The 25,570-nt window shown below is 60.8% G+C and carries 24 protein-coding genes, 1 tRNA gene and 1 pseudogene; 20 read left to right on the top strand and 6 right to left on the bottom strand.

Annotated elements, in window-relative coordinates:
- Window positions 1-211: 211 nt before the first annotated feature.
- From ACQ86E_RS05840 to ACQ86E_RS05825, 4 genes are all read left to right on the top strand, one after another.
- Window positions 212-1,213: a TRAP transporter substrate-binding protein gene (locus ACQ86E_RS05840; RefSeq protein ID WP_431204599.1), complete on the top strand. Its 1,002-nt coding sequence runs from the start codon at window positions 212-214 to the stop codon at window positions 1,211-1,213.
- Between the two features lie 226 nt (window positions 1,214-1,439).
- Entirely contained in the window at window positions 1,440-2,039 is a 600-nt protein-coding gene (locus tag ACQ86E_RS05835) for a Spy/CpxP family protein refolding chaperone (RefSeq protein ID WP_431204598.1), read from the top strand.
- Between the two features lie 169 nt (window positions 2,040-2,208).
- A tRNA-Lys gene (locus ACQ86E_RS05830) sits at window positions 2,209-2,284 on the top strand.
- 567 nt (window positions 2,285-2,851) lie between these two features.
- Entirely contained in the window at window positions 2,852-3,043 is a 192-nt protein-coding gene (locus ACQ86E_RS05825) for a hypothetical protein (RefSeq protein ID WP_431204597.1), read from the top strand.
- 50 nt (window positions 3,044-3,093) lie between these two features.
- On the opposite strand, the gene ACQ86E_RS05820 is transcribed toward ACQ86E_RS05825, so the two are convergent.
- Together ACQ86E_RS05820 and ACQ86E_RS05815 are read right to left on the bottom strand one after the other, a co-directional pair.
- Window positions 3,094-3,582, bottom strand: a complete 489-nt coding sequence (locus ACQ86E_RS05820; protein WP_431204596.1) for a MarR family winged helix-turn-helix transcriptional regulator — start codon at window positions 3,580-3,582, stop codon at window positions 3,094-3,096.
- Between the two features lie 107 nt (window positions 3,583-3,689).
- The gene (locus ACQ86E_RS05815) at window positions 3,690-4,073 is read right to left on the bottom strand and encodes a hypothetical protein (protein WP_431204595.1); all 384 of its coding nucleotides are present in this window, start codon (window positions 4,071-4,073) and stop codon (window positions 3,690-3,692) included.
- Between the two features lie 472 nt (window positions 4,074-4,545).
- Here ACQ86E_RS05815 and ACQ86E_RS05810 point away from each other — a divergent pair, with 472 nt between their 5' ends.
- From ACQ86E_RS05810 to ACQ86E_RS05785, 6 genes and pseudogenes are all read left to right on the top strand, one after another.
- Window positions 4,546-5,877 carry a substrate-binding protein gene (locus ACQ86E_RS05810; RefSeq protein ID WP_431204594.1) on the top strand — a complete coding sequence of 444 codons (1,332 nt, stop codon included), beginning with the start codon at window positions 4,546-4,548 and terminating at the stop codon, window positions 5,875-5,877.
- A 100-nt stretch (window positions 5,878-5,977) separates the two neighbouring features.
- Complete coding sequence (locus tag ACQ86E_RS05805) at window positions 5,978-6,853, top strand: branched-chain amino acid ABC transporter permease (protein WP_431204593.1); 876 nt, start codon at window positions 5,978-5,980, stop codon at window positions 6,851-6,853.
- A gap of 11 nt (window positions 6,854-6,864) precedes the next feature.
- On the top strand, window positions 6,865-7,092 hold the full coding sequence (locus tag ACQ86E_RS05800) for a hypothetical protein (protein ID WP_431204592.1): 228 nt from the start codon (window positions 6,865-6,867) through the stop codon (window positions 7,090-7,092).
- Between the two features lie 23 nt (window positions 7,093-7,115).
- Window positions 7,116-8,711 carry an ATP-binding cassette domain-containing protein gene (locus ACQ86E_RS05795; protein WP_431204591.1) on the top strand — a complete coding sequence of 532 codons (1,596 nt, stop codon included), beginning with the start codon at window positions 7,116-7,118 and terminating at the stop codon, window positions 8,709-8,711.
- The gene (locus ACQ86E_RS05790) at window positions 8,708-9,406 is read left to right on the top strand and encodes an ABC transporter ATP-binding protein (RefSeq protein ID WP_431204590.1); all 699 of its coding nucleotides are present in this window, start codon (window positions 8,708-8,710) and stop codon (window positions 9,404-9,406) included. Before ACQ86E_RS05795 ends, ACQ86E_RS05790 begins: the two co-directional genes overlap by 4 nt.
- 93 nt (window positions 9,407-9,499) lie before the next feature.
- A pseudogene (locus tag ACQ86E_RS05785) lies at window positions 9,500-10,707 on the top strand (ABC transporter substrate-binding protein).
- A 1,073-nt stretch (window positions 10,708-11,780) separates the two neighbouring features.
- On the opposite strand, the gene ACQ86E_RS05780 reads toward ACQ86E_RS05785, so the two are convergent.
- From ACQ86E_RS05780 to ACQ86E_RS05770, 3 genes are all read right to left on the bottom strand, one after another.
- A complete protein-coding gene (locus ACQ86E_RS05780; RefSeq protein ID WP_431204589.1) occupies window positions 11,781-12,041 on the bottom strand; it encodes a hypothetical protein in 261 nt (86 codons plus the stop codon).
- 128 nt (window positions 12,042-12,169) lie between these two features.
- Window positions 12,170-12,586, bottom strand: coding sequence for a hypothetical protein (locus tag ACQ86E_RS05775; protein ID WP_431204588.1), 417 nt, complete (start codon window positions 12,584-12,586; stop codon window positions 12,170-12,172).
- 633 nt (window positions 12,587-13,219) lie between these two features.
- Window positions 13,220-15,205, bottom strand: a complete 1,986-nt coding sequence (locus ACQ86E_RS05770; protein ID WP_431204587.1) for an MHYT domain-containing protein — start codon at window positions 15,203-15,205, stop codon at window positions 13,220-13,222.
- A 325-nt stretch (window positions 15,206-15,530) separates the two neighbouring features.
- Between ACQ86E_RS05770 and ACQ86E_RS05765 the strand changes: the two genes are divergently transcribed.
- Window positions 15,531-16,163 carry a response regulator transcription factor gene (locus ACQ86E_RS05765; protein ID WP_431204586.1) on the top strand — a complete coding sequence of 211 codons (633 nt, stop codon included), beginning with the start codon at window positions 15,531-15,533 and terminating at the stop codon, window positions 16,161-16,163.
- 245 nt (window positions 16,164-16,408) lie between these two features.
- Here ACQ86E_RS05765 and ACQ86E_RS05760 read toward each other — a convergent pair whose 3' ends face one another.
- Window positions 16,409-16,822 (bottom strand): hypothetical protein, encoded by a 414-nt coding sequence (locus ACQ86E_RS05760; protein WP_431204585.1) that lies wholly within the window; start codon window positions 16,820-16,822, stop codon window positions 16,409-16,411.
- A gap of 60 nt (window positions 16,823-16,882) precedes the next feature.
- Here ACQ86E_RS05760 and ACQ86E_RS05755 point away from each other — a divergent pair, with 60 nt between their 5' ends.
- The 9 genes from ACQ86E_RS05755 to ACQ86E_RS05715 all read left to right on the top strand — a co-directional run bounded on the left by ACQ86E_RS05755 (window position 16,883) and on the right by ACQ86E_RS05715 (window position 25,566).
- Complete coding sequence (locus tag ACQ86E_RS05755) at window positions 16,883-17,227, top strand: STAS domain-containing protein (protein WP_431204584.1); 345 nt, start codon at window positions 16,883-16,885, stop codon at window positions 17,225-17,227.
- Window position 17,228: 1 nt separating this feature from the next.
- A complete protein-coding gene (locus ACQ86E_RS05750; protein WP_212282021.1) occupies window positions 17,229-17,594 on the top strand; it encodes a response regulator in 366 nt (121 codons plus the stop codon).
- Window positions 17,591-17,866, top strand: a complete 276-nt coding sequence (locus ACQ86E_RS05745) for an Hpt domain-containing protein (protein WP_431204583.1) — start codon at window positions 17,591-17,593, stop codon at window positions 17,864-17,866. The genes ACQ86E_RS05750 and ACQ86E_RS05745 overlap by 4 nt, the downstream gene beginning before the upstream one ends.
- The gene (locus tag ACQ86E_RS05740; RefSeq protein ID WP_431204582.1) at window positions 17,818-19,680 is read left to right on the top strand and encodes a chemotaxis protein CheA; all 1,863 of its coding nucleotides are present in this window, start codon (window positions 17,818-17,820) and stop codon (window positions 19,678-19,680) included. The genes ACQ86E_RS05745 and ACQ86E_RS05740 overlap by 49 nt, the downstream gene beginning before the upstream one ends.
- Window positions 19,670-20,209 (top strand): chemotaxis protein CheW, encoded by a 540-nt coding sequence (locus ACQ86E_RS05735; RefSeq protein WP_431204581.1) that lies wholly within the window; start codon window positions 19,670-19,672, stop codon window positions 20,207-20,209. Before ACQ86E_RS05740 ends, ACQ86E_RS05735 begins: the two co-directional genes overlap by 11 nt.
- A 54-nt stretch (window positions 20,210-20,263) precedes the next feature.
- A complete protein-coding gene (locus ACQ86E_RS05730; protein ID WP_431204580.1) occupies window positions 20,264-22,966 on the top strand; it encodes a methyl-accepting chemotaxis protein in 2,703 nt (900 codons plus the stop codon).
- A 66-nt stretch (window positions 22,967-23,032) separates the two neighbouring features.
- Window positions 23,033-23,860 carry a CheR family methyltransferase gene (locus tag ACQ86E_RS05725; protein WP_431204579.1) on the top strand — a complete coding sequence of 276 codons (828 nt, stop codon included), beginning with the start codon at window positions 23,033-23,035 and terminating at the stop codon, window positions 23,858-23,860.
- A 2-nt stretch (window positions 23,861-23,862) separates the two neighbouring features.
- On the top strand, window positions 23,863-24,495 hold the full coding sequence (gene cheD / locus ACQ86E_RS05720) for a chemoreceptor glutamine deamidase CheD (RefSeq protein ID WP_431206410.1): 633 nt from the start codon (window positions 23,863-23,865) through the stop codon (window positions 24,493-24,495).
- A gap of 9 nt (window positions 24,496-24,504) precedes the next feature.
- Window positions 24,505-25,566 carry a protein-glutamate methylesterase/protein-glutamine glutaminase gene (locus tag ACQ86E_RS05715; RefSeq protein ID WP_431204578.1) on the top strand — a complete coding sequence of 354 codons (1,062 nt, stop codon included), beginning with the start codon at window positions 24,505-24,507 and terminating at the stop codon, window positions 25,564-25,566.
- The last annotated feature ends 4 nt before the right edge of the window (window positions 25,567-25,570 follow it).

Below are 25,570 nucleotides of genomic sequence, written 5' to 3'. Positions count from 1 at the left end.
CCGGATGAAACGGCGGGAACGCGGTGCCTTTGGCGCCGCGTTTTTCGTTGAACGCCTACGCAGGCGCTTCCTGCCGGATACCGCATTTTTGCAAGCGGCCCCCTGCTAAGGGGCAATGGCGCCCGCGCCTGCTTCCCGATAAAGCTGCTTGCCAAGAATTTAAGGCTTGGGGCCGGCGGTCCGCGCCCCACAAAAACGTACTGGAGGAAGCATGCGGAAACTCATTTTGGCTGCGGCGTCGGTTGCTGCTCTGGCATTGACCGGGCCGGCACAGGCCCAGTCGCCGATCATCATCAAGTTCAGCCACGTGGTGGCCACCGACACGCCCAAGGGCAAGGCATCGGAGAAATTCAAGGAACTTGCCGAGAAATACACTGGCGGCAAGGTCAAGGTCGAGATCTATCCGAACTCGACGCTCTACAAGGACAAGGAAGAGCTCGAAGCGCTCCAGCTCGGCAGCGTACAGATGCTGGCGCCGTCCAACTCGAAATTCGGTCCGCTCGGCATCCGCGAGTTCGAGGTGTTCGATCTGCCCTATATCCTTCCCGACCTGAAGACGCTGCGGAAGGTGACGGAAGGCCCGCTCGGCCTCCGGCTGCTCAAGCTGCTGGACTCCAAGGGCATCACCGGTCTTGCCTATTGGGACAACGGCTTCAAGCAGATGAGCGCCAACAAGAAGCTGGTGACCCCGGCCGACTATCAGGGCGTCAAGTTCCGCATCCAGTCCTCGCGCGTGCTCCAGGCCCAGTTCAAGGCGCTCAGCGCGCTGCCGCAGGTGATGGCGTTCTCGGAAGTCTACCAGGCGCTCCAGACCGGCGTGGTCGACGGCCAGGAGAACACCTGGTCGAACATCTACACCCAGAAGATGCACGAGGTGCAGAAGTACATCACCGAGACCAACCACGGCTACATCGGTTACGTCGTGATCGTGAACAAGAAATTCTGGGATGATTTGCCGTCCGACATCCGCGACCAGCTGTCGAAGGCGATGAAGGAGGCGACCGACTTCGGCAACGCGCAGTCGCAGAAGGAGAACGATGACGCCCTCGCCGAGATCAAGAAGAGCGGCAAGAGCGAGATCATCAAGCTCACGGCGGAGCAGAACGAGGCGATGCGCAAGGCGATGGAGCCGGTCTACAAGGATGCCGCAGGCCGCATCGGCCAGCCGCTGATCGACGAATTCCTGAAGGAAGCCAAGAGCACCACCAACTGAGAGCACCACCAGCTGAGCGCACGCGCGCCCAGCCGATCTCAAAGTGCAATGAAGGGCTTCCGTGCCGGGCGCGGAAGCCCTTTTTGTTGCGCGAGATTTCTGATTGCGGCTGGAGGTAAAATCAGAGGTTACATCTTGGTAAGGATGCTCTCCCTGTCCAAGTTGTAAGTTGCGCGTCAGCTGCGCGGCGCTCATCTTCTGGACATCCTTCCAGAGGAGAGGTCGCATGAGGAAGTTCACCATCGCCGCCATCGCCGTGCTCAGCATCGCCGGCTCGGGCGCGGTCTATGCCCAGTATCATCGCCCATGGATGCACGAGCACATGCGCCACATGCGGTTGAACCCGGAAGACCGCGCCGCCATGGTCGACGCGCGGATCGCGGCCGTTCATGCCGGTCTGAAGCTCAATGCCGATCAGGAGAAGCTGTGGCCGCCGGTTGAGGCTGCCGTGCGCGACTTCGCCAAGCTCCGCCTCGACCGCGCCAATGCGCGGATGAATGCCGGCCCGGGCGATGCCGACAGGCCGGAAGATCCGGTCGCCCGCCTGCGCCAGCGCGCCGAGGACATGGGCGCCACCTCCACGGCCTTGAAGAAGATCGCCGATGCCGCCGATCCCCTCTACAAGACGCTGGACGACGGCCAGAAGCGGCGCCTCGCCGCGCTGACCCGCCACCGCGGCCCGTTCGGCGGCGGCGAGGACGGCCCGCGCCGTCACTCCATGGAACGGGGCATGGATCGCATGATGGAGCGCGGCATGGACCGCTTCCATGGCGATCGCTTCGAGCGGGACGGCGGTCCGGACCGGGACCGCGAGGGCCGGCTCTGAGCTCTCGGGGATTTTGCGGGGATCAACCGTTGAATTGACCTTGGCGAAGCCGCTGGAATCCAGCGGCTTTTCGCTTTCTGGGGACTTTGGAAAAACCTTCGCCGCATCGCTTGCCATCCCCGGATCGCTTTGCTAAACGACCGACCTCGCAAGGCTTTGACCGCCTTTCGGGCGCATAGCTCAGTTGGTAGAGCAGCTGACTCTTAATCAGCGGGTCCCAGGTTCGAGCCCTGGTGCGCCCACCACTAAAACCAAACATCAGCAACTGCTTAGGCAGGCCTCGTTTCGTTCTTTTGAGGCCCGTGCGACACGGTGTGGGACAAATCGTTCGGATGGCGTGCGACTTTTCGAGCTGATCAGGCTTTGGGCAAAAACTACTGTCGGCTGCGACGCCCCTCACGGAGGAGACGATTGTCGGGCCCTATCTCAAGGGCTCGATGCAAACCTTGATGACAGTGCCGTCGTCCTCGTAGTTGCTGTTGGCGATTTCATAACCTTCGGCCTCGATGCCGATATCTTTGAATGCGCTGGATGCCGCCGCCGACCAAATCCGAAGCGTTGCTGCGCCTGATCCCGCTCTTGAAACCCGTGAGCGGCTGACCACTCGTCTGCACATACGATAGAACATAGTCCCAAATACCGCAGCCGGCTCTGTTGAATAGCGCCTAGTCTAGTTCTATCGGAGCATCTGAAATCGCGATCTTACAAAGAAACACAGTACGATACGGAACCGATCGTCCTTTCCACGACAAGGTGCTTGCGCGCATTCTCGTTGCCCGAACTGAAGTGGGTTACGCGGAATGGAAAGCCACATGAGCATTTTGATCGGCGCGGCCATGATCGCAATTGCAGGCGTCTTGATCTTTATTGGGCGTCCGAACAGCGCCGGCGAACATCCGAGATTTCTGCGCTTTGAAGCCGCACTGGTCCTCTTTCCTCCGGTGATCCTGTCGTTTCTGGGTCTCGGCGCGGCAGCTATCATTTCGGGCTTGCTCACCGGATAGGCCTTTCCGCGCATCAGCCGGATCGTAGCGGGCCTGGGCTGAGCTCATGATTACGAATATGAACCGCCCGAGTTTCGAAACGACCTCAGCAGGCGATTCAGGGCCGGACTCGCGGCGCGGCGGAGCTCCTCCAGATTCTTCTGCGAGAGTGCCTTCAGCTTCTGCTCGCCTTTCTTGGTGAGTTTGAGGTGCACGCGTCGGGCATCCTCAGGGTCCGCGACCCGGCTTACGAGCCGAAGCTTCGCCAGCCGATCGATCAATTCGACAGCCGAATGGTGGCGGATCAGAAGAAATCGGGCAACGTCTCCGACGTTGACCGGACCCGCGCCGACAAAGCCCTTGATGCCGAGCAGGGCCTGGTGCTGTGTCGGGGTCAATCCCTGTTGCGCTGCGGCTGCCTGGCTGAATGCAAGAAAGCTCCGTATCTGAAATCGGAACTGCGCCAGCGCCGTGTAGTCGGACTCGCGCATGGTGCTGCGAGCCGGCCGCCGAGGAGCTGGCGTCTTCTTGGCCGGCTGCGTCTTTTTCGCTTGAACCATGCTGCTGCGTTCCGGCCCCCATTCGCCCGTGCGAGAGCTTCATCCGAAAGTAGCAGATGACGGCTTGTCAGGCCATGGTCGGGGAGGGCTGCACAGCCAGTGGTGGCCTATTCGATACTGGACATGATAATCTTGACCAGCACGAGCTGGAAGGCGATCGGTATGCGGACGCTCTTGCGCCGGATCGATCGCTCGAGCGCGCCGACGATCTCGGCGCTGGTCAATGCGCCGGCGGACGCGTTGGCGATCAATTCGCCCCACATCTGCGACAGCGATCCGCCGGGCTGAATCACGGGTTCAATCGTCACCCCGTAGCCCTTTGCCCAGTCGACGATCTCCCGCAAAGTGCGAGGACCGCAGTTACGAGCAGTTGCGAGGCGTTGGGCTGTCAACACCCGCAGCAGGTCGCGTGACGGCGACCAGCTTCCATTTGGAGGTTGCTCGCCGGTGAGTTCGGGCGCTAGTTCCTTCAGCACGTTCTGGGCGCGCACGCTCAACCGCTTCGTGGGCGCTGGCGCACACTTCGCCTGAGCTGCGCAAACGGTCGTTCCGCTTTCGCGGACCGGGCGTCCATTCGGCTTGCGGGAGGTCCTGTCGGATGGAACCGGTGCATGCCGATCGCCGCTCTCTCCGGCTGACCACGACGTCTCCTGCCGCTCCGCCTGCAAGAATCGTTGCTTCCGAACGCTCTCCGCCGTCGTCTGCCGCATACTTTCCTCGTCGAATTGAGAAATCTCGTACTCACAAAGACTAATATATATCGTGATCCGATATGTTTTCATGCGATAATTTTCGTCGTTCGACCAAAGACGAAATTGACAGAATGCCGTCACCGGCAATGCTTACGTCCAAGAGCGATGCGCGGATGTGACCCGTACGGCGCTGGCAGGCCCTCGAGGCCGGTTCCCGCCGTACAAGTCGTGCTTTGGCTGCAAACAAGAACGACATTCGGAGGAAACGATCATGACTGACAACCTCATCCGCCGCGGCATCTCACGCCGCGGCTTGCTTCAAACTACGGCAGGTCTCATCGGCGGGTCGGTCCTGCCGGCGATGCCGGCCTTTGCAGAGGACAAGCCGATTGGCACCTATCCCGCGGGCGTCTCGGGTTCCACGGCCTTCATCGGGATCTCGGTGCCGCGCACTGGCACCTATGCGGTGCAGGGCGAGGATGAGTTGAAGGGATATCAACTCGCGATCGAGCACATCAACCAGGGCCATGAGCTGATCAAGAAGATCTCGCCAAAAACAAGCAGGGGCGTACTCGGAAAAGAATTGAAATTCGGCGTCGCGGATTCGGCAGCCAAGCCCAACGAGGCGGTACAGGCACAACAGCGCTTCATCAGCGAGAACAAGGCGATCATGATCACCGGCGGCACGTCGAGCGCCGTTGCAGTGGCGCTGAACAAGATCGCTCAGAGCGAACACGTGATCTTCGTGTGCGGCATTTCCGGCTCGAACGACACCACCGGCAAGGACTGCGTGCGCTACGGCTTCCGCCAGAACTTTTTCGGTCAGACCGCGGCGGCGGCGATTGGCCCGATCATGGTGAAGCAATTCGGTAAGGGGAAGAAGGCCGCTTATCTCACGCCGGATTACACCTACGGTCACACTGTCACCAAGTCGATGCAGGACTTCCTTGCGACTGCCGGCTGGACCACCGTCACCAATCAGGTTGCGCCGCTTGGCGCGCCCGACTACTCGTCATACCTGCTCAACGTCGCGAATTCCGGGGCTGACGTGCTGATCAACGTCAACTGGGGCCACGACGCGGTGCTGTCGACACAGCAGGCCAAGCAGTTCGGCGTGCTCGACAAGATGAAGCTGGTCGTGCCTTACCAAGTGCCGTTCATCGCGCGCGAGACCGGCGGCTTGATGCAGGGCGTCTACGCCGCCACCGACTATTGGTGGACGCTGGAGGATAAGTTCCCGCTGGCGAAGATGTTCAACGAAGCCTTCGAGAAGAAGTACGGCTACAAGCCGGAATGGGGGGCCGAGAACGCCTATGTCAGCTTCGCGCACTGGGCCCACATGTGCGAACAGGCTAGCACCTTCAACCCACCTGATGTGATCAAGGCCTATGAGAAGGGCGAGACGATCCCCTCGCTGGTCGGCGATGTGCATTATCGTCCCGAAGACCATCAGTGCGTCCGCCCCGTGATCATCGTCAAGGGCAAGCAGCAGAAGGACATGAAGAGCAAGGAAGACTGGTATGACGTCGTCGAAATCGTGCCGGGCGAAGGCCTGATGCAGAAGCCGGACGCGTTCGGCTGCCATCTCGGTGACTATAGCTGAGCCAGTGCCAATTCCATGTGACGCCGTAGGCCGCCCTCCGGCTCCTGCGGCGTCGCCCTGTTTTGGTGTGCACACTGGCTGCCACAAAAGTGATCATTGCATGATTAGTTGGCCCAACCTCCTTTCGCAGCTTTTCAACGGGTTGGCGCTCGGCGCGCTGCTCGCGCTGATCAGCTCCGGCTTGACCATCATCTACGGCACGCTCGGCGTGCTCAACCTCGCGCATGGCGCGATGTTCATGATCGGCGGCTATGCCGGCTTCGTCGCCTACCAGTATACTGAATCGTTCATCCTCGCCATGATTGCCGGCTCCCTGTTCGTGATGCTGCTCGGCGTGGCCATGGAACGCCTCATCATCCGCCATTTTTATCATCGCCCCCACGAGGATCAGCTGCTCGTGACGTTTGGCCTCGGTATCTGCTTCGTCGAGCTCGTTCGCCTGGTCTTCTCGAGTCAGTCGCAGCTAGTGCCGCCGCCGGCGCTGTTCCAGGGCATCACCAATCTGGGTTTCATGTTCTATCCGACCTATCGCCTCGCCCTGGTCGGCATCGTCGCGGTCGCGCTCGGCGCGTTGTTCATCATTCTCTATCGGACCCGGCTCGGCATGATCGTGCGAGCCGGCATCGAGGATTCGGTGATGGTCGATTCGCTCGGCATCAACGTCTACCGCGTTTTCATGATCGTGTTCGGCATCGGCGCCATGGCCGCTGGCTTTGCCGGCATCGTCAATGCACCCGTGGTGTCGCTGACACCAGGCATCGGCGACGATATCCTGGTCCAGACCTTCGTGGTGGTCGTGATCGGGGGCGTCGGCTCGTTCCCCGGCGCGATCCTCGGAGGCTTGATCGCCGGCGAGATCATCAGTGTCACATCCATGTTCAACCCCGGCTACGCCTATGTGATGCTGTTTGCGGTGATGACGCTCGTGCTCGTGGTGCGACCGCATGGCCTGCTCGGCGTCCAGGGCCGAGAGTAAGTGAAGCCCCGATGCTCAAGCAACGCCCGTTCCTGATCGAGACGATGACGGCCATCGGCCTGATCGTGGCTCCATTCGTGTTGCCCCATCTCGGCTTCGCGCCGAACACCGTGAACCGAATCCTGGTGTGGGGCCTGTTCGGCCTCGGCTTCGACATCCTATTCGGGTTCACCGGCCTGCTTTCGTTCGGCCAGTCCGCGTTCTACGGCACGGGGGCTTCGTCGCGGCCTATCTCCTGACGCGCGCCGGTTTCGGCAACGTGGTGGGTGCGCTGACCATCGGCATGATCGCGGCCGGCGCGACCGGCTATCTGGTCGGCCTGATCGCGTTGCGCAGGACCGGCATCTATTTCGCCATGATCACCGTGGCGATTGCACAGGTGTTCTTCTTCGTCGAATTCAATCCACTCTCGGATTTCACCGGTGGCGAGAACGGTTTGCCCGGCGTGCCGACGCCGAGCTTCAATCTCGGCTTCACCACCATCCACTTCACCAACGGCTGGTCGCTCTACCAGTTCATCGCTCTGTGCTACTTCATCGGCATTGTCATCGCGCTTCGGATCGTCCGCTCGCCGGTCGGGGCCATTTTCAGCGCGATCCGTGACAATCCGCTGCGCGCCACCGCGGTTGGCCACAACATCCACGGCTACAAGCTGACCGCCTTCGTGATCGCCGCCGCCTATGCGGGTTTCGCCGGCGGTCTGCTCGGCGTGCTTCAAGCCTTCATGCCGCCTGACGCCTTCACCTTCGAGACTTCGGGCCAGCTGGTAATGCAGACGGCCATCGGCGGGAGGGGAACGTTGTTTGGCCCGCTCGTCGGTGCGACCGTATGGCTGTTCCTTCAGGACTTCCTCCAATCCGCTCTGGGCCTCGGGGCGGCCTGGAAGCTGGTGCTCGGCGTCGTCTTCGTGCTGCTGGTCTGCTTCCTGCGCGGCGGCATCATCGGCGGAATTGCGGATCTCTATCGCCTCGTGTCCGGTAAACGGAAGCAGATGGAAACCGAGAGCGAACAAGATGCTGCGGAAGCCGAGGCGATACGGCGGGCCCCGCAGGTGCCGATGCAGGCCAAGGAGGTCGAGCACCCCGCCTATTCCGGGCCGATCCTGAAAGCCACCGGCCTAACCAAGCGGTATGGCGGCCTCGTTGCTAACAGCGACATCGATTTCAGCGTCAACCAGGGCGAGCTGCGCGGCATCATCGGTCCCAACGGCGCCGGCAAGTCGACGTTCTTCAAAATGCTCACCTGCGAGATCGCGCCGACCTCGGGCCAAATCGTGTTCGAGGGACGGGACATCACAGGACTGAAGGTCACTGACGTCTGCCAGCTCGGCCTCACCAAGAGCTACCAGGTCAACCAGCTCTTCACCGGCCTGACCGTTCGCCAGAACCTGACGATCGCCGGGCTCGCCGAGCTGCGCGGAAAATTCCGGCTTGATCTGTTTCGCAAGCTCTCGGACGTCGAGGGTCTAACGGAGCAAGTCGAGCACACGCTGGCACTGGTCAATCTGACACGCCGTGCCGACACTCCTGTATCCGAGCTCGCCTATGGCGAGAAACGCAGGCTGGAGATCGGGCTTGCGCTCGCGACTTCACCGCGCCTGCTGCTGCTCGACGAGCCGCTCGCCGGCATGAGTCCGCGCGAGCGGGTCGAGACTGTCAATCTGCTCAAGTCGATCGCCCACGGCCGCACGATGATTGTCATCGACCACGACATGGACTCGCTGTTCGAACTGGTTGAGCGCGTCACCGTGCTCCAGGAGGGCCGTGTGCTCGTCTCGGGCACGCCGGAAGAAATCAAGACCAACGCCGCAGTGCAGGAAGCCTATCTCGGCGGTGTTCACGGAGAGATCGCCGCATGAGCCTGATCGAGGTCGAGGGTCTGAACAGCTATTACGGTGACTCCCACATCTTGTTCGACGTCACGATGCATGTCGAGCGTCACGAAGTGGTGGCACTGCTGGGCCGCAACGGTGCCGGCAAAAGCACCACACTGAAAAGCCTGATGGGGGTCGTGACGCCACGCAGCGGCAGCGTCAGGTTCGATGGAAATGACGTCGCCGGGCGCCGGAGCCACAAGATCGCGCAGGCCGGGATGCAACTCGTCCACGAAGAGCGCCGCATTTTCGGCAGCTTGTCGGTGGAGGAGAACATCCTCCTGGCCGGGATAACCGCAGCGAAACGCTGGCCGCTCGGCCGCATCTACGAGATGTTTCCGCGGCTGAAGGAGCGGCGCGGCAACCGCGGCACCGAGCTCTCCGGCGGCGAGCAGCAGATGCTCGCGATCGCACGGGCGCTGGTGCGGGATCCCAAGATCGTCTTGCTCGATGAGCCATTCGAAGGGCTCGCGCCTGTTATCGTTCACGATCTGGTCAAGGCTTGCCGCGAACTCGCAGCCGCCGGCCAGACCCTTGTGTTGGTCGAGCAGAATCTGGCGGCGACGCTGGCGCTGGCGAGCCGGATCTACATCATCAACAACGGCCACATCGTGCATGAGGGGCCGGCGCGGGAGCTTAAAGCGCAACCGGAGCTGCTGCAGCGCTACCTAGGGGTATAGTTCATCCAATCGGTAACGTCGCGAGACGCGAACTATAGCTGGGCAACGACTTCACACCTTCGCGCCGGACTTCAAACAAGAGGAACACTTCAGATGAAATACATTGCTGTCAAGACGATTCCCTGGTTGCTCGCGGCCTCCATGGCTGCGACGGCAGCGGCACAGGCTGCCGAAAAAAGGTCGTGATCGGCGATATCGACGACATGTCCGGGCTCTACGCCGACGTGATCGGCCCAGGTGGTGTCGAGGCGGCGAAGATGGCGATCGACGATTTCGGCGGCAGCGTGCTCGGTAACAAGATCGAGTTCATGGTGTCCGATCACCAGAACAAGCCCGACGTCGGCGCTCAAAAATTCCGGGAATGGGCGGATCGCGACGGGGTGACAATGATTCTCGGCGGTTCGAACACGGGCGTCAGCCTGGCGATGAACAATGTCGCGATGGAGAAGAAGATTCCGTTCATTGCAATCGGGGCAGCGGGCGCTTCGCTGACCGGCAAGGACTGCACACCCTATACCGTGCACTACGTCTACGACACGACGGCACTCGGCAACGGGACCGCCAAGACCATGGTGAAGCAGGGCGGCAAGACCTGGTTCTTCCTCACGGCCGACTACGCCTTCGGCACCCAGTTGCAGGAGTCCGCCTCGAAGGTCGTTGAGGCCAATGGCGGCAAGGTGATCGGCGCCGTGCGCGTTCCGCTCTCCACATCGGATTTTTCAAGCTATCTGCTCCAGGCGCAAAGTGCCGGTGCTCAGGTGCTCGGACTGGCCAATGCCGGCAACGACTTCACCAATTCGATCAAGGCTGCCGACGAGTTCGGCATTGCCAGGACGATGAAGCCGGCTGCGTTGCTCGCCTTCATCAGCGACATTCACAGTCTGGGCCTCAAGACTGCACAGGGCCTCTACCTGACCACCGGCTGGTATTGGGATCTCAACGATAAAACGCGCACCTTCGCCAAGCGCTATTATGAAAAGACCAAGCGTGAGCCCACCATGAATCAGGCTGGGTATTATTCGGCGACCATGACCTACCTGAACGCCGTCAAGGCTGCCGGTTCCACCAACTCAGAGAAGGTGATGGCCGAACTCAAGAAGATGAAGATTGACGACATGTTCACAAGCAACGGCAAGATCCGCGCCGATGGCCTGATGGAGCACGAGATGTATGTCATGCAGGTCAAGAAACCCGAGGAGTCCAAACAACCCTGGGACTACTACAAGCTGGTCCAAACCATGTCCGGCGAAGAAGCATTTGGGAAGCTGTCCGACTCGGCGTGTCCGCTAATTGCGCACTGATAGCCGTTTTTCATCGAGGTGGACCGCATTGTGGCGGCTCGCCGAGCCTCATCTTGGAGGCGTTTTGGAGGAGCCGGGATCGGAGGCGCTGCACACTATCGAGGGCACTCGGATCGAGGCGGTGATCGTTCGCCCCCTTAAGAACCGGCCCCCACGGGAGTTCGCGCAGTATGGCGCGGGCAAGCGCGGTGTCGGTGCGACGCGACGCCTCCGAACCCGCGACCGAGGACGAAAACCAGAGGCCTTCCAGAGCGGACCTCCTCGCGGCGGCACGATGCAGTTCGCTATGTAGTCGAGGTCGCCTCAAGATCGCTGTCCTTCGGGGTTTGAAACTATCTCAAATAGCGGTTTTTCCCGGATCTGGTCCCGTCCGAGCGGCATCCCACATGTCAACGAATCGGGGCCCATTCACTGCACCGTTTAGATGTGCAGCCAACGCGCTGATCGTCAGACTGATCCTTGTCCAATCTGAAGGGCCGGTCGAACCGCGGATGCTGGCCTCCAGCCCAGCCAGCATCTTGAATCATATTCGCCCCAGCTCCGGAATCCCTTCCGATTCAATAAATCTGTGAACCGCACTAGCAAAGTGCCGGTTCAGAACTCTTAATCAGCGGGTCCCAGGTTCGAGCCCTGGTGCGCCCACCACTAAAACCAAACATCAGCGATTGCTTAGGCAGGCCTCGTTTCGTTCTTTTGAGGCCCGTGCGACACGGTGTGGGACAAATCGTTCGGATGGCGTGCGCCTTTTTTCGAGCTGATCAGGCTTTGGGCAAAACTACTGTCGGCTGCGACGCCCCTCGCGGAGGAGACGATTGTCGGGCCCCATCTCAAGGGCTCGATGCAAACCTTGATGACAGTGCCGTCGTCCTCGTAGTTCTGTTGGCGATTTCATAACCTTCGGCCTCAATGCCGATATCTTTGAATGCGCTGGATGCCGCCGCCGACCAAATCCGAAGCGTTGCTGCGCCTGATCCCGCTCTTGAAACCCGTAAGCGGCTGACCACTCGCCTGCACATACGATGGAACATAGTCCCAAATACCGTAGCCGGCTCTGTTGAATAGCGCCTAGAACTTCATCGCCCTTCATAGGCCCGCTTTTCGTCGGCCTTAGTGTACTCGATCGCGATCTTGCCTTTCGGACTGTCGGCGAGGACGGAAGCGAATACAAACTGCTGCGCCGTTGTAAATTGCCATGGGCCGTCCCTCACATGCGGTCGTTGCGGCTGATGGGTGAAGCTCGCAAACATCAATGCTGCACCGACGACCCAGCCACCAAAAGTCAGAGTTGTCGGCCAGTACGGGGCGCCTTCGGCTGTTAGAAAAATGCCTAGCATTTAGATCACGCCGGCTCTCTTTCGAACCGACGCCGGGGGCCGTCATTTGCGATCAAGCGGACGTGGGTACAGGTCTTTTGCTCCGGCATCCTTCATGATCCGTGCTGCGTAGAATGGCAAGCCGACGCTTATCGCGGCCGGCGAAGCGCGCTTGCGTATGGATCGCGAGCCAGTGGATCAACCGCACGATAGGTGCGGCCGTTCGTTCGAGGATCCGTGTTGTCGCTGCTCGAAAACACCAGCCACGTCGTGTCGCCGTCGCGCACGAATAGATACCGGCCTTGGCCCAGGTTGGAGATGTCTGCAGGCGAGCTATGGGCCGGGCCAAGCGCCACCCCATTTTCGAACACCTCCACTGACGACGCGGCGGGGTGTTTCTCGTTGTCACCATCCGCGCCAGGGATGAAAGGGAAGGCGCGATAGCTATGCTGCTGGCGCGGGAGAATGGTCCGCAGGATGGATGTGTCGGGTGGGACGTAGGAGGCCTGCAACCACGCGACACCCGGCACATAAATTGCGAAAACGACGGGTAACATGCGCCACATGTGTTCTCCCGTGAGGGTTGTATGGCATCCTTGGCGGGAAAACTAGGCAAATTGATGCTGCAAGAGCGGTCACCGTCGCACGCCTTGCATTCCCGTTGGCCTCGCCGGATGCACCGTGGGAATCGCGATCGAGCGCGTGACCCCCGCGATCCAGGGCGAGACTTCGACAACTTGGCCCACTTCGACCCCTCGGTGCATGAGCGCGTGTGGACGCGAACGCGATGCGCGGCCGAGTTGCGCAAACGTCAGATCCGAATCGTTACCGCTTTCTCGGCCTCGGGTTCAGTGATCGATTTCCGCCCGCGCAGCGTGCGGGCGGATACGCGCTCTGGTAGATGAAGTCTCGCCACCAAGTTGTATGCAGGCACCTTTTCCGGATCGAATGCGCAGGCTGTGGCTGGTGGGGTTTAACGATGCCGGCACATTCGGGCTTGGCGTGATCAATGGGCTCGCCGGCGTGCCTGCGCAACTGATCAAAAAACGAGTGTCTGTACCGTGTTACTACCGATTGCGGGGCAATCAAATGTCTAGCATCCCATCAAGCGGATCATCCCGAGATAGGTCCGCTCGACCGATCATATTGCCTTGCCAAGCCCTTCAAGCCGCGTGATCTGCGGCAGCTTGTCGGCTCTGCTAGGCGGAGCGCAGTCTTTGGCTGCTGGCGTCCTCCTTATGATGCGACCCGCTGAACGGACGTAGCGCGGTGCAAGAGGCGATGGAACGAAATAGTTCGTGGGGCCGTATCGGCTTCGTCACGCAATCCGTGATTCCGGCTGCCGCGTATGCATCGCGATCGTAAGCCGTGGTGTTTGCCGTGAGCGCGATAATTGGGATGCTTGCGATCGGGGCGGGCAAAGCCCGGATTGTTCGCGCGGCCGAAACTCCGTCCAATTCCGGCATCTGAATGTCCATTAGAAGGAGGTCAAAAGGCCTGTTCTGGACCATGGCGACGGCTTCGCGTCCGTTGACGACCATTGTCGCACGGTGTCCCTCTTGAGCAAGCAGGCTCCGGATCAGACTCGCGATGATCGGTGTATCCTCTGCGACGAGCACGCTGAGCGATTTCGTTAGAGCCAGCGGTGGCGAGGGTAACTCCGGACCGACAGCTGTGCCCTTGGTGCATGGAACCCAGAACCAGAAGCGGCTACCCGCGCCTGCCGGCCTCTGGGCGACCCCGATATCGCCCTTGAGGAGGTCGCACAGCTTTCTGCAGATCGACAGACCGAGCCCGCTCCCGCCGTAACGGCGCGACGTTGACGTATCCGCCTGCTCGAATGGTGTGAACAATCTATCCATCGCATCGTCGGCGATGCCGACCCCGCTGTCCGTCACGTCGATATGCAATTGCATCGTGTGATCGCCTCGAACGCGGTGCGTCGCAGAGACCTCGACGATGCCAGTTGCGGTGAACTTCAATGCGTTGTTGAGGAGATTACTGAGAATTTGCCGGGTGCGGTGAGGATCTCCGTTCAACCAGGGTGGCAGGTCCGGAGCCGTATGCGTCTTCAGCTGAAGACCCTTGCGTGTCGCGGCGGCCCGGAACAATTCGGTCGTGGAATGCACAAGCCGGGCAGGGTCGAAGTCGATCACCTCAGTCTGCAATTTTCCCGCTTCGAGCTGAGAAAAATCGAGTACGTCGTTGATCACGATCAGCAAATGTTCGGCGGATTCCCGCGCCAGCGCGATGTGATTGTGCCTATCCGCGGCAGAGGCTGTGTGTGCCATAAGGTCGATCATGCCGATCAGCCCGGTCAACGGCGTGCGGATTTCGTGGCTCATCATCGCCAGGAATACCGATTTCGCCTGGTTCGCTGCCTCAGCGAGATCCCTCGCGCGCGTCAAATCATCGTTGATCTTGCCGAGGCGGTCGGCCTCCTGCAAGCCCCTGCGGATGACGATCTGGTCGAATATCGAGGTAATCATCGCGGCCGCTGCGATGGCGGAAACTCCGACGGTAATGGCTATGGCAATCGCCTGATGCGGAAAGCCGTTGGCCATCTCCAGCATAATATCCGGCGTTATCGATATCGCTGCCATGCCCGTGAAATGCAACGACACGACGCCCATCGAAAAGGCGACGGCTGCGCCAAGTCGAGACGAGAGCCCCCGATCACGGGCGATCAATGTGATCGCGACAACTGAGCAGATGATGCCGGCGCATATCGAAGCGACGATCAGGGGAGTATTCCAGCCCACGCGGCCCGGAAGGATGAGGCCGGCCATACCTTCATAATGCAAGAGACCGACGCCGCCGCCAATGATGAGGCCGCTCAAAGCGATTCTCCACCAGCGGTTCGCGCCGGAGACCAAAGCAAAGCCGAACGTGTTGGTCGCGATGCCAACCGCAATCGAGACCACTGTCGGGAAAAGCTCGAATCCGATCGGAAGGCCGATGTCATAGGCCAGCATGGATAGGAAATGCGTGGCCCAAATTCCGGTCGAGCAGACGAGGCTCGCGCCCAAAAGCAGGACCCATTTGGCAAAGCCGGATTGGCTGCGCCTTCTACCGCGCGCCAGCAAATCAACGCCAATTGAAGTCGAAACGAGGCAAATCAGTCCCGCGAGGGCAACGAGCTTGAGGTCATGCTGCTGGGTAAGGCAGGAATAAACCGCAATCATCGCGTCGACTCTTTTCGCTATCCTGCCCGATGGAGAAGGGAAGCCTGCCGGGCGTTCGGCATCCCATCATGCAGAGGCGTGCAACTGGAAGCAGACGTCGCAGGCGGGACGCGGCTGCCACTGCGGGATATCGAACATGATGCGCCGCCGACTCCTGCCGGGTTAACGTCGTACCGCGTAAGACTACTGTTCGATTGCCGGAAACCGATGGCAACTCCTTCCGTAATACTACGGGAGGTTGATTTAGCGCAAACTTACACGACATCGCGTGCGACAATCACGCAAATCTGCGATAGCGTCCTTAGTCCCTGCACCAGCAAAAATCATGATGAACTCGAACGAGGTTTTCATTCTCGAAGATGACCCGGCGGTTCGCCGGGCTCTGGAGGCGATGCTTGCCAAGCAGAATTTCCTGACCCTGTTTTTCGCCGACGGCGATTCCCTTCTCGCCGTTGCAAGACAAAAATCTCCCGCCTGCATCATCCTGGATCTTCAATTGCCGGGCAAATCCGGTCTCCAGGTCCTCGCTGAATTGCATGAAGCCGGAAATTCGGCGCCCGTCTTCATGATGTCGGGTCACGGTAGCATCGAAATAGCCGTGAAGGCAGCGAAGCTGGGTGCGTTGAAATTCTTCGAAAAGCCGTTCAAACCGCGCGACCTGATCGCCAGCATCGAAAAAGTTCTGGCGTCGAAGGTCGACCATCGTCCGGAAAGCGATATATCAGCAGAAGCGCCGGTTTGCGATCCGACCCTGTTCGAGTCGTTCACGCCGCGTGAGCGCCAGATCTGGGACCAGATAGCGCGGGGGTATTCCAGCAAGGACATCGCGCGAGCTCTGGGGCTCAGCCCGAGGACGGTCGAGGACCACCGGTCAAATCTTCTTCGAAAGGCAAATGTCAGCACCACGGCGGAACTTCTGCGCGCCGCGCTGGTGGGCCTGCATCGTCCCAAGGTCTAGACGGCCCCCGCGTCGCGGGCGCCTTTGTCAGCAGTTTCGCGATCAAAACGAAGTTCGATTGCCCGTCGCCGGGACGGGCGAGCGGCAAGACCATTGCGCGGTCTCTCGGCCGCGGCTGAGTCGCGCGCACGGGCTGCGACCTGATTTCTTGACGGGCTTAATTGCCGGTGCCTCGATCTCTTGGATATTTACCACGATGTTACGGACAGAATGGGACGGGGAGACCACCATCGGTGTGTTTCGTTTTAGCCCGCCAGCATGAAGCAGGAATATCCCGTGGTGCTCCGGATCAAAGATTTAACAATCTGGTCAGGGATGCGTTGAGAAATATCAGCCCACGCGCGCATTTCACTTTCGTCGGCTGCAGGTTGGACACCGGGTTCGTTCGTGACCGCGCGCATGGGCGGATGATGTCTGGGCGCCGTCGCACGAACTGTCTCGATGTCGTCTTGGCTCGGTGGCGAGCAATCTTTGTCGATGGCTGCATCGATCGTGGGTCCATGAGCAGCACGAATGATGACAACACCAATCAAGCAGGATCGACCGCTCGTTGTGCGTCGCGAAAGGCTCAGAAAAATCCCGTGGTCGTACGGGCGCTGTTTTTTACCGAAGTGCCATGCACGAATGGAATCATGAGGCCGATAAGCAGAACCCTGCACTCGGCAAGAGGCCTGCGCCGGTCGTTTTCACTCGCCAGTCGTTAACTCGCAACTTGAAGGATGATCATCGTGGACACCGCAGCCTTGCCAGTGTCGGATAACGATACCGCTGTTGTTTCGGCTGAACCGGTGGCTGGCGGGCATCGGTTGCCAAGCCAGCTCGACCTCACCGCGGCCCGGCAGCTTCAAGACGACATCAGGTCCCGGCTGGCGTCGGGCGCCGTCGTCCTGGACGCGGGAGCCGTCGACCGCCTCTCGACCCCGTGCGTTCAGATTCTTCTCGCAGCGGGACTGGCAGCCGCATCGGCAGACGTTTCGTTCCGCATCGCAAATGCATCGGAGGTGTTCACCACCGCCGTCGTCGAGCTCGGGTTGGAGACCCAATTCAGAAATTGGATGGTTTGAAATGGCTAAGCGAATACTGGCAGTAGACGATTCGAAGACCATGCGCGACATGGTCTCGTTCACCTTGAAGAAGGCGGGCTTTGAAGTCGCTGAGGCCGAGGACGGTAAGGCTGCGCTGAACGTGCTTGGCGGCGGCAAATTCGACCTCATCATCACGGATTTGAACATGCCGAACATGGACGGCATCTCGCTGATCAAGAATGTCCGTTCGGGATCGTCTCATCGGGCCGTACCCATCCTGATCCTGACGACCGAAAGCGACGGGACGAAGAAGGCCGACGGTAAGGCCGCGGGCGCCACGGGGTGGCTCGTGAAGCCTTTCAGCCCCGATAAGCTGATCGAGCTGATTCAGCGTGTGTGTCCATGATGTCCGAAGGCGAAACGTATCCTCTCGAACAGTTCCGCAAGACCTACTTTGAGGAATGCGCCGAACTGCTCGATGTCCTCCAGGCCAACCTCGAATTGCTCGCGGCAGGCGCCGGCGGCGAAGAGACCCTGCATGCGATCTTTCGTGCCGTTCATTCCATCAAAGGGGGGCCGGGGCGTTCGGTTTTTCATCTCTCGTCGCGTTTTCGCACGTGTTCGAGAGCTTGCTCGACGCCATGCGGGAGCAGAAGGTGGATGCGACGCCGGACGTGACGCAATTGCTGCTCCGGGCCAGCGACGCGCTCGCAGACATCGTGAATGCCGCCAGGTCCGAGCGGGTGCTTCCGGTGGATTTCGCCTCCGACATCCTGACCGGCATGGAAGAAGCACTAGCGGGAGTGTCAGCGGCCACCGCCGCAGCGTCCTTCACGAGGGTCATCGAGACCGCTGCCCCACATGCTGCCGTCAAGGGCGAGCGCTCATACCGCATCGTCTTCACGCCACATACCGAGATGCTGCAGAAAGCCAACGAGCCGCTGCTCCTGGTCAAACAGCTGCGGAAGCTCGGAGGGCTCACGGTCGACGTGGACACGTCGCGTCTGCCGGCTTTCGAAGCCCTCGAGCCGGAAGCGGCTTATCTCAGCTGGATTTTTGTGCTGGGGACCGGAGCACCCCAGAGCGCAATTCACGAGGTCTTCGAGTTTGTGGAAGACGATTGCGATTTGTCGATCGAGCCGCTGCAGCAGGCCGCTGAGGTCGTTCCAGCCGTCGCGAGCGCAATTGCCGCGGAGACGGCGCCAGCGGCCGCTGTGGCTGCGGACCCCTCGGCGGCTGTCGCACCGACGCCGACTCAATCGATCCGGGTCGATGTCGACAAGGTGGATCGGCTGGTGAACCTCGTTGGCGAACTGGTCATCACCCAGGCGATGCTGACCGAGCAAGGGTCTCTGCTGCCGGTCGACCAGTATCCTGCCATGATTCAAGGAATCGAAGCGCTCGCGCAAAGCGCGCGGGAGCTGCAGGAGAGCGTGATGGCAATCCGCGCCCAGCCGGTCAAGTCGGTGTTCGCGCGGATGCCGCGCGTCGTGCGCGATTTGGCCGCGACCCTCGGCAAGGAGGTCAAGATCGTCACTTCGGGCGAAATGACCGAGATCGACAAGACGGTCATCGAGCAGTTGAACGATCCTCTGACCCACATGATCCGCAATGCCCTGGATCACGGGATCGAGAGTCCGGACGACCGCGCCGCGGCCGGGAAGCCACGCCAGGGCACGATACATCTGTCTGCCGCGCAGCGAAGTGGCAGGATCGTCATCGAAGTTTCGGACGACGGCCGAGGCCTCAACCGCGAGAAAGTGCTGGCGAAGGCGCGGGACCGCGGCCTGGTCGCTCCGGGTGTCAACCCGAGCGAGGAGGAGATCGACAATCTGATCTTCCTGCCGGCGTTCTCCACCGCGGATGTTGTCTCGAACATCTCCGGGCGAGGTGTCGGCATGGACGTCGTGAAGCGCAACGTCCAGGCCCTCGGAGGCCGCATCGGCGTGCAGTCCCGCTTCGGCGCTGGATCGCGTTTCACGATGTCGTTGCCGCTGACCCTGGCGGTCGTCGACGGAATGGTCGTCTCGGTCGGCAAGGAAACCTTCATCGTACCGCTGACCGCCATCATCGAAAGCCTGCGGCCGCAACCGGCAGACATCAATCCGGTTGTCGGACGCGGCGACGTGCTTGCGCTACGCGGAGAGTATCTGCCCCTGACCTATCTTCACCGCAGCTTCTCGATCGATTCTGCCGTCACCGACCCGTGTCAGGGCATCGTGATCATTGTTCAGACCGAAGGCGCGGGCCGAATTGGCGTGGTCGTCGACGAGCTTCTCGGTCAGCAGCAGGTCGTCGTGAAGAGCCTCGAGGCCAATTACGATGCAGTCGACGGCATCAGCGGTGCGACGATCCTCGGCAACGGGAGGGTCGCGCTCATACTCGACGTGGCGCGCCTGCGCGAGATTGGCGACAAGCCCCGCATGGGCATGATCAAGCCGCCGCAGGAAACAACAATAGAGGTTCGAGAGGATATGAACCATGCAGCCTGAAAACCAGTCGATCGGCACCCTTGGTCAAGGCAATCTCGACGGGGTCTCCGTCGGAGAGCACACCCAGCAATTCATCACGTTCACCCTGGGAAATGAGGAATACGGAATAGACATCATGGTCGTCCGCGAGATCAAGGGCTGGACCGACACCACGATGATTCCGAATGCGCCCGCGCACGTGCGCGGCGTGATCAACCTGCGCGGCGTTATTGTCCCGATTTTCGATCTTCGTGCCCGGTTCGGCGTCGGGTTGACGGTTCCGACCAGCATGCACGTCGTGATCATCGTTGCTGCGGGGGCGAGGACGGTCGGCCTTCTCGTCGACACCGTCTCCGACATCATCTCGGTCGATCCGAAGGCCATTCGCCCCGTTCCGGAAATGGGACTGCCGTCCGAAGATCAGTACCTGGAAGGTCTCGTGGCCATCGAGGAGAGGATGGTCACCTTGGTATCGTTGGCCGGACTGTTCGGAATGGCCACCGAGGCGAAGCGAAGTTTTGCATCCGACATGGCAACGAAGGCCGCTTGACCCGCGATTTGCGGGCTCCATTTCAACGTTCAACTCAATTCAGGAACAACGACGATGATGCATGAATTCGACGAACAGGTGATCCAGGACAGCGACGCGCCGAAGCCGAAGGCTCCGCGACCGAAGGCCAAGCCTCGTGCGAAGGGCGAGGCGCCGAAGCATAACGTGGCCGATGCGACCACGTTGCTCGCCACGAAGGCCATTTGCGCCAACGTGATGATCGCCGACGAAGATCTCAATATCATCTATATGAACGACGCCGTAAAAACGATGTTGCGAGAGGCCGAGGCCGACCTGAAGAAGGATCTGCCCCGCTTCAACGTGGACACGCTGATCGGCACCAACATCGACATATTCCACAAGGATCCGAGCCATCAGCGGCGGATGCTTCAAGCGCTCAGCGCCGAACACCGCGCTACCATCGAGATTGGACAATGGACGTTCGACCTCGCCGCCAGACCCTTGAGCTGGCCGGATGGACGGCGGGCTGGAACGGTCGTCGAATGGGCCGATGCCAGCATCCGGCTGAAGAATCGGGATTACGCCGGGCAGGTCGCCGCCGCAGGCCGCTCCCAGGCGATCATCGAATTCACGGTCGACGGAAAGATCCTCGATGCAAACGAGAATTTCCTGAAGGCGGTCGGATATTCCCTGAACGAGATCAAGGGGCAGCATCATTCCATGTTCGTCGAGCCCTCCGCCCGCCAGAGCAACGACTATCGTCTGTTCTGGGAAAAGCTGGGGCGCGGCGAGTTCGACGCCGGGCAATACAAGCGCATTGGCAGCGGTGGCAAGGAAATCTGGCTGCAGGCCAGCTACAATCCGATCCTCGATCAGAATGGCAAGCCGGTCAAGGTCGTCAAGTTCGCTACCGACGTTACCGAGCAGACGCTCAAGAATGCCGACCTCGGTGGTCAGATCGAGGCCATCAACAAGGCCCAGGCCGTCATCGAGTTCACGCTCGACGGTAAGATCATCACCGCCAACGACAATTTCCTCAACACGCTGGGATATGCGCTGAGCGAGATAAAGGGCCAGCATCACTCCATGTTCGTCGATCCGGTCTTCCGGCAGAGCGCCGACTATCGGCTGTTCTGGGACAAGCTCGGTCGCGGCGAGTTCGATGCCGCGCAGTACAAGCGCATTGGCAAGGGCGGCAAGGAGGTCTGGATCCAGGCCAGCTACAATCCGATTTTTGATCCGAACGGCAAGCCGTTCAAGGTCGTCAAATACGCGACCGATATCACGGAGCAGACGCTCAGGAATGCGGATCTTAGCGGCCAGATCGACGCGATCAACAAGGCCCAGGCGGTGATCGAATTCTCGCTCGACGGCAAGATCATCAACGCGAACGAGAACTTCCTGAATACGCTGGGCTACTCGCTGAACGAAATCAAAGGACAGCATCATTCGATGTTTGTCGACCCGGTCGATCGTCAGACGACCGAGTACCGCCTGTTCTGGGAAAAGCTCGGGCGCGGCGAATACGACGCTTCACAGTACAAGCGGATCGGCAAGGGCGGCCGCGAAGTCTGGATCCAGGCCAGCTACAATCCGATCTTCGACCCGAACGGCAAGCCGTTCAAGGTCGTCAAATACGCCACCGACGTCACGGCTCAGGTCAGGGCGGCTCAGGCGTTGCAGGCGGCCGTCGCAGAGACGCAGTCGGTTGTGACCTCCGCCAAGGAGAACGACCTGCGGCACCGGATTCCTCTGGATGGCAAGACCGGTGACATCGCGCAGCTCTGCGAAGGCGTCAACGGCCTGATCGACACCATGTCGTCGATGATCTCGGAGATCTCGGAGACCTCGCAGACGCTCACCACCGCCGCGCGCGAGATCGCGACCGGCAACACCGACCTGTCGCAGCGGACCGAAGAGCAGGCCGCGAGTCTCGAAGAGACCGCCGCCAGCATGGAAGAGCTCACGGCAACGGTGCGCCAGAACGCCGAGAATGCCCAGCAAGCCAACAAGCTGGCGTCCTCGGCTTCCGACGTCGCGGTCAAGGGCGGAACGGTCGTTGCGGATGTCGTGCAGACCATGGATGGCATCAGCCAGGCCAGCCGCAAGATCGCCGACATCATCGGCGTGATCGACGAGATCGCCTTCCAGACCAACATTCTCGCGCTGAATGCCGCGGTCGAGGCGGCGCGCGCCGGCGACCAGGGACGCGGCTTCGCGGTCGTGGCGGCCGAGGTGCGTAATCTTGCCCAGCGCAGCGCCAACGCGGCCAAGGAGATCAAGGGGCTGATCTCGGACTCGGTCTCCAAGGTCGAATCCGGCTCACGTCTGGTCGACACCGCCGGCAAGACCATGGAAGAGATCGTCCAGTCGGTGAAGCGCGTGACCGACATCATGGCCGAAATTTCGGCGGCGTCGCAAGAGCAGCGCGGCGGCATCGAGCAGGTGAACAACGCCGTCACCCAGATGGACAAGGTCACCCAGCAGAACGCTGCGCTGGTCGAGGAGGCTGCTGCCGCCGCCAAGTCGATGGAGGACCAGACCGGCGCAATGGCGGAGATGGTAGGGCAGTTCATGCTGTCAGCCGAGTTCGAGCGCGGTCAGGCCGCACCAGAACGGGGCGGAAGACTGACTGGCAACCCGGTGGTCGACCGCTCGTTGCGGTCGGCAAGGGAACCGCTCACGAATGTGAAGCCGCGCCATGCTGCCGAGGCTCCGAGGAAAAAGTCGGAAGCGGAGCCCGCGCCCCGACGCAAGGCGGTCGGCGCGGAAGACATGGACTGGAAGGAATTCTGACACCTGACAAACGCTGGCTCATCGAAGGATGAGCCAGCGCTCGAACGGCGATTGGGGTAAGGGACCGTGCAGCAGGAATACGCAATCGACGACCGCGATTTTCGCAAGATCGTGGAACTGGTCATGAACACGGCCGGCATCGTCCTCAGCGACAGAAAACGTCCCTTCGTCCAGAGCCGGCTCGGCCGCAGGTTGCGTGCGCTTGGTATGACCGACTTTCGCCAATACTGCCGTCTCCTCGAGGCGCCGGCCGGAGAGGCGGAGCGATCAAACCTGATCAACGCCATCACCACCAACCACACCAGCTTCTTCCGGGAGCCCCACCACTTCAGCTATCTGGCCAACGCCATCCTTCCGAAACTTGCGACCAGCGAGGCGGGCCAGAGCCGGCGCCTGAGGATCTGGTCGGCCGGGTGCTCCACCGGAGAGGAGCCCTACACCATCGCCATGACGCTGCGTGAGCATCAATCGGCGCTGAGGGACTGGGACGTGAAGATTCTGGCCACCGACCTTGATACCAACGTAGTCGCGCACGCGGCCGAGGGAATCTACGACTCGGACAGGCTGGGATCGGTGCCGCCGTCATATCGCGAGCGGTTCGTAACCGAGCTCGATGAGGACCGTTCGCGCATGAACGACGAGATTCGTTCGCTGATCTCGTTTGCGCCTCTCAACCTGCTGCAAAAATGGCCGATGCAGGGACCGTTCGACGTCATATTCTGCCGGAACGTCGTCATCTATTTCGACAAGCCGACCCAGCGCAAATTGTTCGACCGCTACGCCGATATCCTCAAACCGACCGGATCGCTGTTCATCGGGCACTCCGAAAGCCTGCTCAACGTCACGGACCGTTTCGACCTGGTCGGGCGAACGATCTATCGCAGGGTAAAATGAAGATGAAATCCGCATTGGCGAAGCGAAAGACCACGATCGAGGTGTCGACCGCGTCAGGCGCGCGGCGCTATCGCGATCCACGGTTCGACGCCGTCGCTGTCAAGGTGTTTCCCGGCGATCACTATGTCACGTCGTCGGCCGACGAGATGCTCGTGACCATCCTCGGCTCTTGCGTCACCGCTTGTATCCGCGATCCGCTCGCAGGCGTCGGCGGCATGAATCATTTCATGTTGCCGGAAGCGGCCGGTTCGGGATGGGATACGGCATCGGCGAGCATGCGCTACGGCAACGTGGCCATGGAACGCCTGGTCAACGATATCCTCAATCGTGGCGGGGCGCGCCACCGGCTCGAAGTGAAGGTCTTCGGCGGCGGAAACGTCATGAACGGCACGGCCAATATCGGACACCGCAACGCGGAGTTCGTTGAGCAATACCTCGCTGCCGAAAATCTTCCAATCGCTGCCCATCACTTGCGCGGAAGCCTGCCCCGGCGGGTCCACTATTTCCCGGCGACTGGCAAGGTCATGCTGCTCGAGTTGCAGCGCACCGAACAAGAGGAAGTGGTGCGGAGCGAAGTTTCCTACAAGTCCAAGATCCAGATCGAGCCCGTCGCGGGCTCGGCCGAACTATTCTGAGGTCGGGTCATGGATTCGATCAAGGTTTTAATAGTCGACGATTCCTCCTTCGTCCGGCAAGTTCTGACCGAGATGCTCTCGCACGACCGCGCGATCAACGTCGTGGGCGCGGCGCCGAATCCGCTCGTCGCGCGAGAGATGATCAAGGCGCTCAATCCCGATGTGCTGACGCTCGACATCGAGATGCCGCGTATGGACGGTCTGCAGTTTTTGGAAAGGATCATGTCTCTGCGGCCGATGCCGGTCGTCATGATCTCCTCGCTGACCCAGAAAGGTGCCGAAACCGCGCTTCGCGCCTTGGAAATCGGAGCGGTCGACTACGTGGCGAAGCCCGCGATCGGGCTGGCCGACGGCCTTGCCTCGCTGGCCGAGGAGATCATCGCGAAGATCAAGATTGCGGCGTCGGCGCGGGTCAGACCCCTGCAGGGCTGCAAGCCGGAGGCCCTTCGGACGTCGTCCGCCGGATCGTTCAACTCGTCGGAGAAGATCATCGCGGTCGGAGCCTCGACAGGCGGCGTCGAAGCACTCCAGCAATTTATGACGGCCTTTCCGGCCGACGCGCCCGCCATTCTCGTCACGCAGCACATGCCTGCTATGTTCACCGAGTCCTTCGCGAAAAGGCTCGACAAGTGCTGTGTCATGGGTGTCTGCCAGGCCGACGACGGCGAGCGCGTCTTGCCCGGCCACGCTTATATCGCACCAGGCGGCTATCATCTCGAACTGGCACGGAACGGCGCCAATTATATGTGCCGCCTGCATGAGCAGCCTTTGGTGTCCGGCCACCGGCCGTCGGTCGACGTCCTGTTCCGGTCGGTTGCGAAAGCAGCCGGCGCGAACGCGGTTGGGATCATCCTGACCGGCATGGGGAAGGACGGCGCCTCCGGACTCCTGGAAATGCGCCGCGCCGGCGCATCGACGATCGGACAGGACGAGGCATCTTGCGTCGTCTACGGCATGCCCAAGGCAGCGGCCGATTGTGGCGCCGTCCAGACTGAGCTTCCTCTAGCCAGGATACCCGGCCACGCTCTTGATTTGTGCCAATCCATGGGCGCGCGCGGCGTGAGAGTGTAAGAAT

Source organism: Bradyrhizobium betae (assembly GCF_050632175.1).
Lineage (GTDB): Bacteria > Pseudomonadota > Alphaproteobacteria > Rhizobiales > Xanthobacteraceae > Bradyrhizobium > Bradyrhizobium betae_B.
This window is presented reverse-complemented; position numbering and strand designations above follow the sequence as displayed.